The following is a 16,218-nucleotide window of genomic DNA, read 5'->3' as shown; positions in this document are numbered from 1 at the left end:
AATTCCGGGCCTGTCACGACGTCATTCGCGCGCAGTCGGGTCAAAGATTGTGCAGCCCGGATAGCCGAACCCCCAGCGCCACGGCAGCCCGCTGCACGGCCCGCCGCCAAAGCGGACGGCCATGAACATCGCCTCGGAGGTGATCGAATGGACCGAGCGGATCTGGTCCGGCGTCATGTCGTAGCGTTCGGCATAATCCTCGGCATGGGGTTCGCCATGGGCTGCGACGCAGGCCCTCAGCGCGTCATCGGCGGCGAGGCGGGCGTCGAAACTGGCATCCGCCTGCGTGGCGCCGCCTGCATTGTGATAGGCGCGGTCATGGGTGACACAGCAGTATTCCCAAGGCGGATGCGCCTCATAGAGCAGGCTGAACTTGGGAAAGGTCTCGGCCACCAGCCGCCAGCTTGAAGACAACCCGCCCGAGCAGCCATCGGTTTCAAACGGCGTCAACTCGGCGTCGCCGGCCTTGGCCATCAGCGCCCGATGCGCGGGCATTTCGACGCTGCGCATCAGGTCCTGCGCGGTGGCAGGCAGCGCACAACCGACCATCAAAGCGGCGTACTTAAGGGCTTTCATCGCGCATTTCCGAGGTATCGACCGACATCCCGAAGGTCGTCGCCAGCCACAGCATGATCCGCTCACCCGGGCCCATTTCGGCGCGGACGCGCAACACTTCACGGGCCATCGCGGGGCGGTCGGTGATCAGCCCATCGACGCCCATCGAGGCCATCGCTGACATTTGCAGCGGATCGTTCACGGTCCAGACATAGATCTCCTTGCCCGCCTCATGGACCGAGCGGATCAGGCCCGGCGTCACCGTCGCCGCATTCACAGCAACGAAGTCGCCATCCAACCCCGACAGATCGCCGACGGCAGTCGCGGCCAGAACCCCGGCACGCCAATCCGGGCGCAGCGCTTTCATCTTCTGCACCGCGGGGTATTTTAGCGACATGGTGGCGATGTCATCCTGCATATCCAGTTCTTCGACAATCGCCGCCACGCGGTTTTCAAGATCGACATCATGGCCATAATATTTCAGCTCGATGATGACCTTGGACTTGCCCTTGGCGGCCTCCAGCACATCGCGCAGCGTGGGCGTCCGTTCCGAGGCATATTGCGGGTCAAACCAACTGCCGATGTCAATCTCGGCCACATCCTCCATCGTTGCGTCCCAGACCTTGAGGGGCACGCCCGCCAGCTTCATGAAATCGCTGTCATGGGCGATGATGACCACATCATCCGCCGTTTCCTGCACGTCAATCTCGACCCAGTCGGCACCGTCCTCAATGGCTTTAACGACCGCTGCCATGGTGTTCTCGGGCCGGATCGCTGCCGCGCCCCGGTGACCGATGACATCCGCATGATCCGGGGCCTGAATACGCTCCAGCAATTCCTGACCGGACCAGAGGCCAATCAGAACCGCAACAGCGGCCCCGCCCACCACGGCATATAGCGGCGCGCGCAGGTTGCCCGGTTCGGGATGCGGCACTTCGCGCCCTTCGGTGTCGAAGAAGCCATCCAGCAGCACCGCCAGCGCACCCAGCGCAATGGCCGCCAGCACCAGCCCGGCCAATGACCACAGGCCCGCGACGATCAGGCTGAGGATCAGCGCAAACCGCAGATTGGTACCCTGTTCCAGCGGAATGAGGTCGAAAAGCACCCCGACCACAGAGGCAATCAACGCGGCGATCACAACGCGCAGCACAAGCCAGAGACCGAGCTGTATTTTCAGCCGTCCGCGCCGGCCTTCCATGCGCTCTGCGCTGATCAGAAACGCCTCGGTCGGTTTGGCCCCCTCAAACAGCACCAGATGCAACGCAAGCGCCCAGGCCGAGAGCCTGCGGATCAGAACCCAGGCGAGGCACAGAACAACAATGCCGATCAGCCCCACCGCGACCCAGAAAGAGGGCGGGTGAAAGGTGAGATAGTAGTTGATGTCGTATTCCGTCAGCATCCACCACGCGATCAGGCCTGCCACCGCCACAAAGGGCAGCGCAAGTATCAGAACACGCAGGATGAAGCGGGCGGCAAACCCGAACAGCGCAGGTATCCGCGTCAGGATCAACCGGATCGAGGCGCTGCCCGCCCGCCACGGATCGCTTTCGCCCATGCGCAGCGATCCGGCCATGACGGAAAAGACAAAGACCTCGGCCAGCAGGAACAGGCTCAGCACCGCGACCGCCGCGATGAAGCCTGCAGGCGACAGCAGAAACATGGCGATATCCTGATCGGTCAGCGCCGATTGATCCGACAGCGACACCGCCAGATTGACCGCGATCGCCACGCCCGGTGCGATCAGGGCCACCAGCAGCAGCCGTACTGCCAGATAGATCGGCACAAAGACGCGCCGTCGCGCCCATGCGCCGCGATAGGCGGTTGTAACGGCTGAGAAATTGGTCACGCGGCACTCCCTTAAATGACAGTCTCATTCAAGGCTGCGCAGACATGAATTGCAAGGGTGCGCGTCAGCTTTCTTCGAGGTCGGCTGCCAGCCGGAAACCGATGCGATTGGCCGGTTTGTTCTCGACCACCTTGGGCAGCGCGCGCAGCATCACGTTCAGCTGGCTGACATGCTGCACCAGCTGGGTCTTGGCCCCGCCGCCATCCGAGCCGTAGAAGGTGATGATATCGGGATCGAAATAGCCCATGCCCTCGATCCGCATCACGCCCGCATCGCCGCCGGTAAAGCCCATTGCGACCTCGTGATCGCCATCCAGCGTTTTCTCGAAATTCTGAATGTATAGGATCAGCCGTTCATAGGCCCATTGCGCCGGGCTTTTGGTCTCGACCGGTTTTTGCAGCGGCTTGGGCAGGTCCTTGTTGCCCGAGGCTGTTTCCGGGTTGGCGTGGACCTCGTAACAGCGGGGCAACGCCGCGGATTCTGCGGCCTCGGCCGAGGTTTCGATCTGGTCCTGCATCGCTGTTACCCTTTGCGCTGATACTCCCACGCCCCGTCCGCGCGACGCGTCCGGGTGACAGCTCCAATGTGGTAGAGATGGTTCATATGTGCAACCGCCTCGACCAGCGCGAGGCCGTATTCGCCGCCCTTGATCTGGCGCTTGAACAGCGGGGCGAAACACTCGGCGGCGGTTTTAGGCTGATCGAGATCGGCCAAAAGGCGTTCGAGCGCGCCGTGATGGTTGTCGATCAGTTGCCGCATCCGAATGGGTAGCCCGGTGAAGGGCAGCTTGTGACCGCCCAGAACCAGATGATCGGGCCGGGCCAGCGGTTGCAGACGCTCGCAGGCCTCAAGCCAGTCGGCGACGGGATCAGCCATCGGCTCGGTCGCGTAGACGCCCAGATTCGAGCTGATCGAGCTTAGGATCTGGTCGCCGGTCAGCACTAGATTGTCGTCACGGCTCCAGAAGGTGCAATGCTCGGGCGCGTGGCCATTGCCCATATGCACGTCCCAGTCGCGCCCGCCCATGCGGAAGACATCGCCCTGCTTGATGCGGGTAAAGCCCAGCGGCATGGGATAGACGGTGTCAGCGAAGTTAAACGGACGCTCGGCCATCCGACCGGCCAGCACATCCGCGTCCATCCCGGCGCTGCGGTAGTAGCTCAGCGTTTCCTGCGGCCAGTTTTCTTGCACATCCAGCGTCAGCATCCGCGCAAACAGCCATGCGGTGCGGCTGGTGACCAGTTCTGCGCCATGTTCGGTCTGGAACCAGCCCGCATTGCCCACATGGTCGGGGTGGTGATGGGTCACGACCACGCGATGGACGGGCTTGCCTGCCAAAGGCCCCTCGATCAGCGTCTGCCAGATACCGCGCGTTTTCATCGAGGACAGCCCGGTATCGACCACGGTCCAGCCATCGCCATCATCCAGCGCATATACATTCACATGATCCAGCGCCATGGGCAGAGGCAACCGTATCCACAGGACTCCCTCGGCGACCTGCGTCCACTCACCCGGCGCGGGCGGTTCGGCCCATGGGTAGCGCATCACCTGAGGTCCCTCGCCATCCATCAAACCACCAACTCCTCGGCGCTGAGCGCATAGAGGTCATCGGCCCCGTTCTGCGCCTGCGCCAAGAGGCCCGTGTGTTCCGGCAGCAGCGCGTTGATGTAGAACCGCGCCAGCTTGGCACGCGGGCCATCTGGATCGGCCAAAGCCGCGGACAGGTGATAATGCCCGCCCAGAACCCGCGCGAAGGCCTTGAGATACGCAGTCGCCCCAGCGAAACGGTTGTTCATGTCCGACTGCGCCACCAGCCATTCGGTCGCCTCGCGCAGGGACTCGGTGGCCTCCCACACCGGACCGGCGAGTTCCGGCATCGTGGCGCGGGCCTTTTCGGCCTGATCCTCGATCTCGTCCAGAAGGTTCGAAGCCGCCTCGCCCCCGTCCATCATCTTGCGGGCAACAAGGTCCATGGCCTGAACGCCGTTGGTGCCCTCATAGATCGCGGTCACGCGGACATCGCGGTAATACTGCGCGGCGCCGGTTTCTTCGATAACCCCCATGCCGCCATGCACCTGCACCCCGGTTTCCGAGACACGCATCCCGGTCTCAGCCCCGAATGCCTTGCAGATTGGCGTCAGCAGGGCTGCCCGTGCTGCCCAATCGGCATCGCCCGTGGCCTGCGCCATGTCGATCGCAGCGGCATTCGCCAGCATGATCGCCCGCGCCGCAAACACATCCGCGCGCATCGACATCAGCATACGCCGCACATCCGCATGGTCGACGATCGTGCCCGAGGGTGTCTTGCCCTGCTTGCGCTCTAACGCATAGGACAGCGCGTGCTGATAGGCCGCTTCGGCCACGCCGACACCTTCGCCACCCACGCCCAGACGCGCGTTGTTCATCATGGTGAACATCGCAGCCATGCCGCCATGCTCTTGACCGATCAGCCAGCCCTTGGCCCCGTCGTACTGCATCACGCAGGTGGGCGAGCCGTGCAGGCCCATCTTGTGTTCCAGCGAGACCACCTTCAGGTCATTCGCAACGCCAGGATTGCCGTTTTCATCGGGGATGAATTTCGGCACCAGAAACAGCGAAATCCCCTTGGTGCCGGGCACGCCATCGGGCAGGCGGGCCAGAACCAGATGGCAGACATTCTCGGTAAAATCGTTGTCGCCCCACGAGATGTAAATCTTCTGCCCCGTGACCGAATAGGTGCCGTCGCCATTATCCTCTGCCTTCGAGATCAACGCCCCCACATCCGTTCCGGCCTGCGGTTCGGTCAGGTTCATGGTGCCAGACCATTCCCCGGCCATCATCTTGGGCAGGTAGAGCGTTTTCAACTCGTCACTCGCGTGATGCTCCAGCGCCTCGATCTGGCCCTGCGTCATCAACGGGGCCAGTTGCAGCGACAGGCAGGCGGCGCTCATCATCTCGTTCACGGCGGTGGTCATGGTCATGGGCAGGCCCATGCCGCCATATTCGGGGTCCCCGCTCATCCCGATCCAGCCGCCCTCGGCAATCGCTTTCCACCCATCAGCATAGCCCGGTGAGGTCCGCAACACGCCGCTTTCCAGCCGCGCGGGTTCCAGATCGCCGGGGCGTTGCAGCGGAGCCATGACCTCTTCGCACATCTTTCCGGCTTCGGTCAGAATGGCGCTGACCACATCCGCGCTCGCCTCGGAAAACATCTCGGTCGCGGTGATCTGGTCAAAACCGATCACGTTGCGGAACAGGAATTCATAATCGGAAATCGGGGCGCGATAGGGCATGGGTTCCCTCTGGGTTCTGGCATGTTCGGTGCGTGGGGTTGGAATCCCGGCCCCACGCCGGTATTCATCTGGGCTGGCACGATTACCTACCGTGACCGGATCATCACGCAACCAGAACGCGGCGTCACGACCTATGACCTTTCTCGGCACCCACGACTTATCTGCAGACCCCGATGGCATCGCCCATGCCGCCGATCTGCTGCGGCAGGGCCAGTTGATCGCCTTCCCGACCGAGACGGTCTACGGCCTGGGCGGTGACGCGCGGAACGGGCAGGCCGTCGCCGCGATCTATGAGGCCAAGGGGCGGCCCAGCTTCAACCCTCTGATCGCGCATGTCGCCTCGGTCGAGACCGCGAAACGGTTCGTGGACTGGACCGATCAGGCAGAGCAACTGGCGCAGGCTTTCTGGCCCGGTCCCCTGACCCTGGTCCTGCCGCTGCGTACTGGCCACGGGATATCCTCGCTGGTCACGGCTGGGCTGGATACGCTGGCCGTCCGCGTGCCCGCACATCCCACCGCCCGCGCCTTGCTGGCGGCGTTTGATGGCCCGGTGGCGGCGCCCTCGGCCAATCCGTCGGGCCAGATCAGCCCCACCACCGCGGCCCATGTCCGGACAGGACTGGATGGGCGCATTGCCGCCATTCTGGATGATGGCCCCTGCGGCGTCGGGCTTGAATCCACCATCGTCGGACTGGCCGGTGCCCCTGCCCTGCTGCGCCCGGGTGGTGTTGCGCTGGAACAGATCGAGGACGTTCTGCAGACGGAACTGCATCACCACCAGCCCGGAGACCTGCTGACTGCGCCGGGGCAGTTGCAATCCCACTATGCGCCGGATGCGCCCGTGCGTCTGAACGCCGAATCGCGCCAAGGGGATGAAGTTCTGCTGGGCTTTGGTCCTGTTGCCTGCGATCTGAACCTGTCCGAAACGGCCAGTCTGCCCGAAGCCGCCGCCAATCTATTCGCAGCCTTGCATAAACTGAACGAAACTTGTCGCCCGATTGCTGTGTCTCCGATTCCCGATCACGGGCTGGGCGCAGCCATCAACGACCGCCTGCGCCGCGCCGCCGCGCCGCGCGACTAGGCGCGCCCTGCGCTGGCGGACAGCGTCAGCGGATCGACCCCGAGGGTCGCCAAAGCCGCCTCCCATTTCTCATCATCGGGCACGTCGAAGACCAATTTCGACGACGCCTCGGTCGTCAGCCAGCCATTCATCGCGATCTCATCCTCAAGCTGATCCGGCCCCCAGCCAGAATAGCCCAGCGTCAGCATCGAATTCAGCGGACCCTTGCCTGAGGCCAGATCCTCGAGCACATCCAGCGTCGCGGTCATACTAAAATCATCTGTGATCTGCATCGAATGCAGGTTCGCATCGTAATCCGAGCTGTGCAGGACAAAACCGCGCGACATCTCGACAGGACCGCCGAACTGCACCAGCCGTTCCCCAACGACAGGGATGGTGCAGGCAATATTGAGCTGTTCCAGCAGCGTCTTGATCCGCAGGTCCGAGGGCTTGTTCACGATCAGTCCCATCGCGCCATCGTCACCATGACTGCAGATATAGACGACCGAATGCTCGAATCGCGGGTCGCCCATGCCGGGCATCGCAATCAACAGTTTTCCCGTAAGGTCCATCAGCAGACATCTCTTGCGTTCTGGGTTGACCCTAGAATGACCCTGCGGAACCGGGAATGGCAAGAGATCAGCCCGCATTTCCGTGCATTTCAGCCGGGTGACCGGAACGTGACTTGGCATTCACCCTCGGAATGCGCATGTTCTGGCTATGAAAACGCTTTGCAAACCCGCCGCAGCGGCCCTTGCCGCCAGTCTTTGTCTTGGAGCCCCTGCCCTTGCGCAAGGGGTTGGCAATCTGGTGCAGCTTGAGGTGCTGGATGGCGGCAAGACCGCCAATGGCACCTATCAGGGGGCCTTGCGCCTGACGCTGAAAGACGGGTGGAAAACCTATTGGCGTGCCCCGGGCGATGCGGGCATTCCGCCGCAGTTTGACTGGAACGGGTCCGGCAATGTCGCCGATATCGCGATCACATGGCCCGCGCCCAGCGTGTTTGATCAGAACGGGCTGCGGTCAATCGGGTATGAGGATCAACTGGTTCTGCCGGTCGAGATCACGCCCAAGAACCCCGCCAAGCCCGTGCGCCTGCGCGGCGAGATGGATCTGGGCGTCTGCAAAGATGTCTGCGTGCCCGGTCAGCTGGATTTCGATCATACGCTGGACGCCAACGCCGGGCGCAACCCGGCCATTGCCGCAGCCCTCGCCCAGCGCCCGTTTTCCGAGCGTGAGGCCGGCGTGGCGAACGCAACCTGCCATCTGACGCCAACAGCCGACGGAATGCAGATCGAGGCGCATATCACCATGCCCTCGGCAGGTGGGGCCGAGTTCGCCGTGATCGAGCCGGGCAATCCGACGCTCTGGGCATCGCAGCCCGAGACGCATCGTCAGGGCAACACATTGGTTGCCAGCTCCGAAGTCATCAGCGCCTCGGGCGGGCCCTTTGCGCTGGATCGGTCCGAGGTGCGGATCACGGTTCTGGGCGCGAACCACGCGGTCGACATTCAGGGGTGCAGCGCAGGCTGACCGGGATGAACCAGACCCCAAAGATTGGTGCTTTGGCCGTTGTCCTTCACGACGGCCAAGTGCTGTTGGTTCAGCGTAACAAGCAACCCGATGCGGGGCTGTGGGGGTTTCCCGGCGGCCATGTGGAATGGGGTGAAACCGTTCTGGACGCCGCCGCCCGCGAGCTGCGGGAAGAGACCGGTGTGATTGCCGATCCTGTGACCTATCTCGACAATCTCGACCTGCTGCTGCGGGGGGAGGATGGGCAGGTACGGGCGCATTACCTGCTTGTGGGCGTCGCCTGCCGTTATGTCTCGGGCACACCGATTGCGGCGGATGACGCGCGGGATGCGCGGTGGTTTCCGGTGGATCAGATCATCACCGGCAGTCTTCCGATGAGCGACCGGGTGCCCGACCTGCTGCGGCTTGCGATCACCCGGTCAGGCCTCGGCCCGACCTGACAGGCGCGCATAGAGCAGGCTGGACAGCAGCACACCCAGCAGCAGGACCACGGTTGCCCCGGCGGCGAAAACGCCAAAACCCATCTGCAAAATACTCGGACCTTCGGCGGCTGGGTAAAAGCCGGAAAGCACTGCCAAGGGTGCCCCGGTCACAGCCGGCCACAGCATCGTCGCCGCCAGCCAGACCGCCAGCGCCGCAGCCATCGCGCGCACGGCATTGCGCACCACCCGATCCGGCGCGCGCAGGGCACGCCGCATCGACGTCATCGGGCGCGAGACATCATTCAGGATACCCAGCAACGCGGGCACCAGCAGCAGGATCAGGGCCATGCCAAAGCCCAGCCCATAGACCAGAGTGATCACCGTCGGCTTCAGAAACTGCGCCTGTTGCGAGCTTTCATACATAAGCGGCGTCAGCCCCAGCACGGTGGTCAGCGTCGTCAGCATCACGGGCCGCAACCGATCTGCCGTGCCCTCGACAATCGACGGCACCAGCCCGCGTTCCTGTTGGTATCCGTCGATGGTCGTCACCAGAACAATCGAGTCGTTGATGATGATCCCCGTCATGCCCAGCAGGCCAACAACGGTGAACATGCTCAGCGGCACACCCCAAAGGTAATGCCCCCAGATCGCCCCCACGAGGCCAAAGGGTATAATCGCCATGACCACCAAGGGCCGCGTCCAACTTGCGAAGACCCATGCCAGCACCAGATAGATACCGGTCAGACACAGGATCAGACCGGTACGGGCCTCGGTCAGGAATTCATCCTCTTGTTCGCTCAGACCTGCCATGCGCCATTCGACCTGACGTTCGGCAGCGATGTTGGGCAGGATTTCTTCCCGCATGGCACGAGCGATCTCGGCAGCCTGTGCCGGATCATCCTCGGAGATATCGCCATTTACCGAGATCACCCGCAGGCCATTTTCGCGCCGCACGGTCGAAAAGCCCGATTTGCGCTCGACCGACACGATATCAGCCAGCGGAACATAAACCCCATCGGGCGTGCGCATCAGTGTGCGTTCAAGGAAGTCGGCGGTCAGTTCACCCTCGGGTAGCTCCACGCGGATTTCGGCGCTGCGCGGGCCATCGGGGAAGGTCGCCGCCTCGATCCCGTTCAGACGGTTCCGCAGCACCCGGCCCAGCGTTTCGATGCGGAAACCCAGCGCCTCGCCTTGGGCGGTCAGGTCCAGAATGAACTCTTCCTTGTCATAGGCCAGATTGTCCTCGAGCGCCGAAACCTCGGTATATTTCGAAAGTTCGGTCTGCAAGTCTTCCGAGGCGGATTTCAACGTGTTCACGTCCGCGCCGTAGAACTGCACGTCAATCGCATCACCGCCCGGCCCCGAGCGCCAGCCACGGAAGCTGAGCAATTCGACCTTCGGATGACGGGGCACGAAATCCTGCAGTTCGCCCACGAACTCAAAACTGGAATAGGGGCGCAGATCGGCATCGATCAGCTCGATCGAGATGCCGCCCAGCAGGTCGTCATCCTTGCCATCGGCGGCGCGCAGGCCAAACCCGGCCGAGCCTCCGACCTCAGCCAGAACGTATTCGATGGGGTTGCGTCCGTGGCGTTCTTCGTAAATCTGGCCCAGTTCCTCGGTGGCCTGCTGGACCATACGCATCATTTCCAGCGTCTCGGCGCGGGTGGCGCCTTCGACCATGATGAAGTTACCGGTGACCGAGCCACGTTCGGGCGCGTTGAAGAACCGCCAGTTCACATCACCCCGGATGAACAGCGCGATCTGGCTGGCCAGAATGACCACCATCAGAGCGACCACCACATAACGCGCCCAGACCACCCAGGCGACCAGCGGGCGGAACAGGTGGTCACGCACCCAGCGGAAGCCCTTGTTCACGACGCGGTTGGGCCAGTCGTACCAATGTTCCTTGGCCGAATGCGCAATGGCATGGGCCATATGATTGGGCAGGATCAAAAAGCATTCGATCAGCGATGCGATCAGGACGGCGATCACAGTGAAGGGGATGTCTCGGATCAGTTCACCGAACCGGCCACCTATGGCAGTGAGGCCAAAGAAGGCGATGACCGTGGTGACGGTGGCCGCAAAGACCGGCATCGCCATCCGGCGGGCGGCGCGTTCGGCGGCCACCATAGGCGCCTCACCCAGACGGCGGGCGCGGAAATCGGCGTGCTCGCCCACGACGATGGCGTCATCAACCACGATGCCCAGCGTAATGATCAGCCCGAACAAGGACACCATGTTCAGCGACAGCCCGCCCAGATACATCAGCGCAATTGCCGCTGACATCGCCACCGGGATACCGGCGGCCACCCAAAACGCGATGCGGGCATTGAGGAACAGGAACAGCAGGCAGACCACCAACCCGAGGCCCACAAGGCCATTGTCGACGAGAATATCCAGACGGTCGGTGATGGCCTGCGCGCGCGTTCGGATCAGCTCGACCGTGATGCCTTCGGGCAGGCTGGCCTGCATCTCGGCCACCACATCTTCGACCGAGTGTTGGATGCCGATGGCATCGCCCAGATTGGACCGGTCAACGCGGATCGACATGGCCGGGTTGTCGCCCACGAAGTAGCTGCGATTGCGGGTGACACCCTCGACCCGGATCTGCGCCACATCGCCGACGACCAGTTTTGAACCATCGGCGAAGTTGCGCAGGGCGATGCCTTCGATCTCTTCGGGGGTGCGTTTTTCTATCCCTGTGCGGATGCGCGCATTCGCACCCGTCACATCACCCGCCGGATTCGCCGTGACCTCGGCGGCAATGGCCTCGGCAATGTCCGAGAGCGCAATGTCATTGGCTATGAGGCGCGCCGTAGGCACTTCGACCACGATACGCGGCGCGGCCAGACCCCGGATGGTGGTGCGTGTGACACCGACCGCAAACAACCGATTGATCAATTCGTCGGTGAACTTGGCCAGTTGCTCGGCCTCGATGGGGCCGGTGATGACCACATCAGTCACACGGTCGCGCCAGGCCCCGCGACGAATAGTGGGCTCTTCCGCGTCTTCGGGCAGGTTGGTGACGCCGTCTACGGCGGTGCGCACCTCTTCGACGGCACGCGACATATCCCAGTTTGGCTCAAACTCCAGCCGAACCTGCGCCGATCCCTCGCGCGACGTGGATTCTGTGCTGGCCACGCCTTCGACCGCCAGCAGCGCGGGTTCAAGCAGTTGGATGATACCATTGTCGACATCCTCGGGGCCCGCGCCCTCCCATTCGACATTCACATCGACGCGTTCAAGGATCACATCGGGGAAAAACTGCGCCCGCATGCTGGGGATCGCCGCAGCACCCAGCACCAGCATCACCAACAACAGCAGGTTGGCTGCCGTCCGGTGCCGGGTGAAGTAACTCAGGATGCCGCCTGCCGCGCTGGGAATGTCGCGGATCATGGCCCTTAACCTCCGGCCCGGGTTTCAAGGCGTCGGACCAGCGCCGCGGGCACTTTTTCCGCGCCGAGCTGCCCCAGAACCTTGGCCTTCTGGGCTTGAGGCATGCCTTCGCTGGCTTCAACCTGCGCCACAAGCTGCGCGCGCTTTTCATCCGAAAGCTCGACCATGCCCGCGGCTTCGGCGTTGGCCTCAACCCGCAAGGGCCGCACCCGCACGCCCGAGCCCAGCAGAGGCGTACGTCCGATCACCACCTCGCGGCCTTCCAGACCGTCACCGCGCAGCAACACCTCATCGCCCTGACGGCGGATCAGTTGCACGGCCAGCGGTTCCAGCCGATCATCAGGCCCCAGCACCAGCACATTGCCCGCCGCGTCCAGAACCGACGAGGGCAGGCGCACCACGTTGTCCAGCGGCTGCTCTTCGATCGACACCGTGACGAAATCCCCGGGCTTGAACCCCGGCGCATCGTCGAGACGGGCATAGACCAGACGCCCGGTCTGCCCTTCACCCGCTGCACCGCTGTCGCGGCTGATCCGGCCCGTTGCCGTCAGGTCGGTGCCCGTAACCTCAAGCGATACTGTCACTGGCGCCGCAATCAGGTCACCTCGCGCGTCCAGCAACCGAACGAATTGCGCGGTCGAGACACGGAACGCAACCTCAAGCGCGTTGGGGTCAACCAGTTCGGCCAGCTTTTCGTTGGCGGCAACCAATCGGCCTTCGACCAGTGTGACCTCTGTCAGCGTGCCGTCAAACCCGGCGTGGATTGTCATATCCTCCAGATCACGTTCTGCGCCTTCCAGGGCAATACGCGCCCGCGCCAGCAGGGTCGTTGCCTGATCGACACGCGATTCAGCCTGCGCCAAGGCAATCCGGCTTGACAGAATGGCCTGACGAGCCGAGGTCGCGGCCAATTCAGCCTCTTCGACACTGGCCGCAGCGCCGACACCGCGCTCTTGCAGATCCAGCTGCCGCTGCAGCGCCCGGTCGCGCAACTCGGCCTGTGCTTCGGCCGATTTCAACTCATCCTGCGCCAGCAGCAATGATCGTTCGGCATCGCGTTCTTCGAACTGAGCATCCAGCAGATCGGATTTGGCGCGATCCAGCGCCGATTGCATATCGGCGGGGTCCAGTTCCACCAACAGCTCACCGGCGGTCACGGTGCCGCCATCTTCGAAATCCTCGGCCAGCGATACCACGCGCCCGCCCAAAGCTGCGCGCAGTTCAAGACGGCGGCGGCTTTGCACCTGACCGAACGCTTCCAGATAGGGCGTGACAGTTTCCGCCTCGGCGGTGCGGACGCTCACCGCGAAAATCCGCTCTCGGGCCTGAGGGGGCTTGTCGTCCCGCGTCAGCACATCCTGCACCGCGCCCGAGATCATCTGAGCGGCCACGACCAGAAGGCCCAGCGTCAGAAACGCCAGAAACACCCCAACAAGGCTTTGCCGCAGAAATCGCATCGGTCGTCACCTTTGGTCGCACAAGCTGCCTTCCGCAAAGGTAGCCGGGTCACAAAAAATGCCAAGCCACAAAGCGGTTATGATGTGTTGAACGCAGACCCAGTCTACTTCCGTCGCAGATGTTCGTCCAATCTGGGCATTATTTCCACGAAATTGCAGGGGCGGTGGCGGTAATCGAACTGTTTGTCCAGAATCGCGTCCCAGGCATCCTTGCAGGCCCCCGGACTGCCCGGCAACGCAAACAGATAGGTGCCGCCCGCCACACCGCCCGTGGCGCGGGACTGGACGGCGGAGGTGCCGATCTTCTCCATCGAGACGATGGTGAAGACGGTGCCAAAGGCCTCGATTTCTTTCTCATAGACGTCCCGGTGTGCTTCAACCGATACGTCGCGGCCCGTAAGACCGGTACCGCCGGTCGAGATAACAACGTCAATGTCTGGATCGGCCACCCATGCGCGCAACTGGTCGGCGATCTGGTCGCGCTCGTCCTGAATGATCTTGCGATCCGCCACCGAATGCCCCGCCTTTTCGATCCGATCCACCAGCGTCTGGCCCGAACGGTCCTCGGCCAGCGAGCGCGTATCCGACACGGTTAGAACCGCAATGCGGACAGGAATGAACTCCATGCTTTCATCAATGCGTGACATATGGCGTCAGGCCCTTTCCATAATGGCAAGGCGGATGGCGAGGGCGGTAAAAATCGCTCCGGTCACCCAGCCCATGATGCGCGAGGCGCGCGGGTTTGAAATCAGCAACCGCCCGGCCCCGCCTGCAAACAATCCCACCAGCCCGTTCACCACAAAACCGCCCAGCGCGATGATCACGCCGAAGATCAGGAATTGCACCAGAACCGAGCCCTGCGCGGGATCGACAAACTGCGGGATGAAGGCCAACACGAACAGGATCACCTTGGGATTGGTCAGGTTCACGATCATCCCGTCGCGAAAGGCGAAATGCGTGGGCTTGGTGGGGGCATCGCCCGAAACCGCTCCGTTTCGGATTGCCCCCCATGCGAGATAGAGCAGATAGGCGACGCCCATCCACCGGATCACATCAAACAGCCACGGCAGCGCAGATACCAGCGCGCCCAGCCCCAGCCCTGCCAGCAGCACATGCACCATCAGGCCGACCGAGACGCCCGCGCTGGCCATCAGCGCCGGACGGGCACCGGACCGCAGGCCCTGCCCAAAGCAGAACATCATATCCGCACCCGGCGTGAAATTCAGCGCCATCGCGGCGGGGATGAAGGCCAGAAGGGTGACCGTGTCGATCATGTGTCCACCTCGAACCAATGCACTTTGGGGCCCAGATTGGCGATCTGGCTGCGACCGATGATGCCGCGATAGCCCCAGCTGTCGTGGATATGGCCGCAAAAGACATGACCCGGCTGAAGCCGTTCCACCGCGTCCCGCACGGCAACCGACCCCACGGACAGGCCTTGCGACGTGGTATCCCCGTGCCCCTTGGGCGGAGAATGCACGATCAGAACATCCGCAGCCTCGCAACGATCCAGCAGCTCGGCGGCCTCAGCCTCGGTCAGGTCACAGGACCAATCCCCAAAGGGCGTCACCGGCACACCGTAGCCCAGACCAAACAGGCGCAAGCCGTCCAGAGTCATGCCTGTCCCGTGCAGAACATGCGCCCCGTCAGGTGCGGCGGCGGTCAGTTCCTCGGCGCTTTCGGCATTTCCGGGGACCAGAACCATGGGTGCTGCAATGCCCGAGAGCATCCCTATCGCCTTGTCCAGACCCTGCCGCCCGTTGCAGAAATCCCCGGCCCCGATGACCAGATCGGCCTGCGCGCTGGCCGCGACCAGATCAGCGGCCCGGTTACGCGCCAGATGCAGGTCCGAGAAAGCCAGAACCCTCATACCCCGGCCCCCAGCCGCGCTTTCAGCTCCAGCAGATCGGCCCAGGCCTGCCGCTTCATCTGCGGTTGCCGCAGCAGGTAGGCGGGGTGGAACATCGGGATCACCGGCAGGCCCAGCGCCTGATCCCAGTTGCCGCGCAGCCGCGTGATGCCGCGTTTGCCCAGCACCGCCTGACAGCTGATATTGCCCATCACCACCAGAACCTCGGGCTTGGCCAGCGCCACGTGGCGTTCTAGAAAAGGCTTCATCATGCCAATCTCTTCCGGCTTGGGATCCCGGTTCTGCGGAGGCCGCCACGGCAGCACATTGGTGATATAGACGTTCTTGTGCCGGTCCAGATCAATCGCGGCCAGCATCCGGTCCAGCAACTGCCCGGCGCGTCCGACAAAGGGCTTGCCCTCGCGGTCCTCATCCCGGCCCGGAGCCTCACCAATGATCATCACCCGCGCGCCGGGGGTGCCGTCGGCAAACACAAGTTGCTTTGCGCCGCGTTTCAGATCGCACAGGCCAAACGCGTCCATCGCCGCCCGCAATTCCGCCAGCGACCCGGCCGCTTTCGCAGCGTGCTGCGCCACCTCTGCCGGATCGACCTTCTGCGCGGGCTCAGGCGCTGCCTGGACAGCAGCGGGCTTTTTCGCCTTCGGTGCCTTGTCGGGCAAGGCATAGCGGTCGACCGGCGCGTCGCCGATCGCATCCGTCACGCCCAGCTCAATCTGCCAATCCAGCAGAGCCCGCGCGGTATGATAGTTCAAGCCCGATTCCATAGCCCTCAATCTAACCAGCTTTTGACCGAGGGAAAGCGAA

Annotated in this window: 15 protein-coding genes; 3 read left to right on the top strand and 12 right to left on the bottom strand. The window is 63.2% G+C overall.

Annotation, left to right across the window (positions count from 1 at the left end):
• Window positions 1-21: 21 nt before the first annotated feature.
• From ACR0KM_RS07710 to ACR0KM_RS07690, 5 genes are all read right to left on the bottom strand, one after another.
• Window positions 22-576, bottom strand: a complete 555-nt coding sequence (locus ACR0KM_RS07710) for a hypothetical protein (RefSeq protein ID WP_480860148.1) — start codon at window positions 574-576, stop codon at window positions 22-24.
• Window positions 563-2,401: a glycerophosphodiester phosphodiesterase family protein gene (locus ACR0KM_RS07705; protein ID WP_480860147.1), complete on the bottom strand. Its 1,839-nt coding sequence runs from the start codon at window positions 2,399-2,401 to the stop codon at window positions 563-565. The genes ACR0KM_RS07710 and ACR0KM_RS07705 overlap by 14 nt, the downstream gene beginning before the upstream one ends.
• Before the next feature lie 64 nt (window positions 2,402-2,465).
• Window positions 2,466-2,918: a DUF6173 family protein gene (locus tag ACR0KM_RS07700; RefSeq protein WP_480860146.1), complete on the bottom strand. Its 453-nt coding sequence runs from the start codon at window positions 2,916-2,918 to the stop codon at window positions 2,466-2,468.
• A gap of 5 nt (window positions 2,919-2,923) precedes the next feature.
• Window positions 2,924-3,970, bottom strand: coding sequence for an MBL fold metallo-hydrolase (locus ACR0KM_RS07695; protein ID WP_480860144.1), 1,047 nt, complete (start codon window positions 3,968-3,970; stop codon window positions 2,924-2,926).
• Entirely contained in the window at window positions 3,970-5,673 is a 1,704-nt protein-coding gene (locus ACR0KM_RS07690) for an acyl-CoA dehydrogenase family protein (protein ID WP_480860143.1), read from the bottom strand. The genes ACR0KM_RS07695 and ACR0KM_RS07690 overlap by 1 nt, the downstream gene beginning before the upstream one ends.
• Before the next feature lie 133 nt (window positions 5,674-5,806).
• Between ACR0KM_RS07690 and ACR0KM_RS07685 the strand changes: the two genes are divergently transcribed.
• Window positions 5,807-6,754 carry an L-threonylcarbamoyladenylate synthase gene (locus ACR0KM_RS07685; protein WP_480860141.1) on the top strand — a complete coding sequence of 316 codons (948 nt, stop codon included), beginning with the start codon at window positions 5,807-5,809 and terminating at the stop codon, window positions 6,752-6,754.
• Here ACR0KM_RS07685 and ACR0KM_RS07680 read toward each other — a convergent pair.
• Window positions 6,751-7,305 carry a YqgE/AlgH family protein gene (locus ACR0KM_RS07680; protein ID WP_480860139.1) on the bottom strand — a complete coding sequence of 185 codons (555 nt, stop codon included), beginning with the start codon at window positions 7,303-7,305 and terminating at the stop codon, window positions 6,751-6,753. The genes ACR0KM_RS07685 and ACR0KM_RS07680 overlap by 4 nt on opposite strands.
• 148 nt (window positions 7,306-7,453) lie before the next feature.
• On the opposite strand from ACR0KM_RS07680, the gene ACR0KM_RS07675 reads away from it, so the two are divergent.
• Window positions 7,454-8,266, top strand: coding sequence for a protein-disulfide reductase DsbD domain-containing protein (locus ACR0KM_RS07675; RefSeq protein WP_480860137.1), 813 nt, complete (start codon window positions 7,454-7,456; stop codon window positions 8,264-8,266).
• Window positions 8,267-8,271: 5 nt separating this feature from the next.
• Window positions 8,272-8,706: an NUDIX hydrolase gene (locus ACR0KM_RS07670; protein ID WP_480860135.1), complete on the top strand. Its 435-nt coding sequence runs from the start codon at window positions 8,272-8,274 to the stop codon at window positions 8,704-8,706.
• On the opposite strand, the gene ACR0KM_RS07665 is transcribed toward ACR0KM_RS07670, so the two are convergent.
• From ACR0KM_RS07665 to ACR0KM_RS07640, 6 genes are all read right to left on the bottom strand, one after another.
• Window positions 8,686-12,087 carry an efflux RND transporter permease subunit gene (locus ACR0KM_RS07665; protein ID WP_480860133.1) on the bottom strand — a complete coding sequence of 1,134 codons (3,402 nt, stop codon included), beginning with the start codon at window positions 12,085-12,087 and terminating at the stop codon, window positions 8,686-8,688. The two genes, ACR0KM_RS07670 and ACR0KM_RS07665, sit on opposite strands and share 21 nt — an antisense overlap.
• Window positions 12,088-12,092: 5 nt before the next feature.
• Window positions 12,093-13,544, bottom strand: a complete 1,452-nt coding sequence (locus ACR0KM_RS07660; protein WP_480860132.1) for an efflux RND transporter periplasmic adaptor subunit — start codon at window positions 13,542-13,544, stop codon at window positions 12,093-12,095.
• A 104-nt stretch (window positions 13,545-13,648) separates the two neighbouring features.
• Entirely contained in the window at window positions 13,649-14,191 is a 543-nt protein-coding gene (moaB, locus tag ACR0KM_RS07655) for a molybdenum cofactor biosynthesis protein B (RefSeq protein ID WP_480860130.1), read from the bottom strand.
• A gap of 6 nt (window positions 14,192-14,197) precedes the next feature.
• Entirely contained in the window at window positions 14,198-14,818 is a 621-nt protein-coding gene (locus tag ACR0KM_RS07650; protein ID WP_480860128.1) for a LysE family translocator, read from the bottom strand.
• On the bottom strand, window positions 14,815-15,414 hold the full coding sequence (locus ACR0KM_RS07645) for a metallophosphoesterase family protein (RefSeq protein WP_480860127.1): 600 nt from the start codon (window positions 15,412-15,414) through the stop codon (window positions 14,815-14,817). Before ACR0KM_RS07645 ends, ACR0KM_RS07650 begins: the two co-directional genes overlap by 4 nt.
• Window positions 15,411-16,178: a uracil-DNA glycosylase gene (locus tag ACR0KM_RS07640; RefSeq protein WP_480860304.1), complete on the bottom strand. Its 768-nt coding sequence runs from the start codon at window positions 16,176-16,178 to the stop codon at window positions 15,411-15,413. The genes ACR0KM_RS07645 and ACR0KM_RS07640 overlap by 4 nt, the downstream gene beginning before the upstream one ends.
• Between the last annotated feature and the right edge of the window lie 40 nt (window positions 16,179-16,218).

This window comes from Ruegeria sp. G10, from assembly GCF_056533645.1.
This window is presented reverse-complemented; position numbering and strand designations above follow the sequence as displayed.

Coding starts and splice junctions, on each gene's coding strand:
- ACR0KM_RS07710 (WP_480860148.1), bottom strand. CDS start 576: ATGAAAGCCCTTAAGTACGCCGCTTTGATGGTCGGTTGTGCGCTGCCT.
- ACR0KM_RS07700 (WP_480860146.1), bottom strand. CDS start 2,918: ATGCAGGACCAGATCGAAACCTCGGCCGAGGCCGCAGAATCCGCGGCG.
- ACR0KM_RS07695 (WP_480860144.1), bottom strand. CDS start 3,970: ATGGATGGCGAGGGACCTCAGGTGATGCGCTACCCATGGGCCGAACCG.
- ACR0KM_RS07690 (WP_480860143.1), bottom strand. CDS start 5,673: ATGCCCTATCGCGCCCCGATTTCCGATTATGAATTCCTGTTCCGCAAC.
- ACR0KM_RS07685 (WP_480860141.1), top strand. CDS start 5,807: ATGACCTTTCTCGGCACCCACGACTTATCTGCAGACCCCGATGGCATC.
- ACR0KM_RS07680 (WP_480860139.1), bottom strand. CDS start 7,305: ATGGACCTTACGGGAAAACTGTTGATTGCGATGCCCGGCATGGGCGAC.
- ACR0KM_RS07675 (WP_480860137.1), top strand. CDS start 7,454: ATGAAAACGCTTTGCAAACCCGCCGCAGCGGCCCTTGCCGCCAGTCTT.
- ACR0KM_RS07670 (WP_480860135.1), top strand. CDS start 8,272: ATGAACCAGACCCCAAAGATTGGTGCTTTGGCCGTTGTCCTTCACGAC.
- ACR0KM_RS07665 (WP_480860133.1), bottom strand. CDS start 12,087: ATGATCCGCGACATTCCCAGCGCGGCAGGCGGCATCCTGAGTTACTTC.
- ACR0KM_RS07660 (WP_480860132.1), bottom strand. CDS start 13,544: ATGCGATTTCTGCGGCAAAGCCTTGTTGGGGTGTTTCTGGCGTTTCTG.
- moaB (WP_480860130.1), bottom strand. CDS start 14,191: ATGTCACGCATTGATGAAAGCATGGAGTTCATTCCTGTCCGCATTGCG.
- ACR0KM_RS07650 (WP_480860128.1), bottom strand. CDS start 14,818: ATGATCGACACGGTCACCCTTCTGGCCTTCATCCCCGCCGCGATGGCG.
- ACR0KM_RS07645 (WP_480860127.1), bottom strand. CDS start 15,414: ATGAGGGTTCTGGCTTTCTCGGACCTGCATCTGGCGCGTAACCGGGCC.
- ACR0KM_RS07640 (WP_480860304.1), bottom strand. CDS start 16,178: ATGGAATCGGGCTTGAACTATCATACCGCGCGGGCTCTGCTGGATTGG.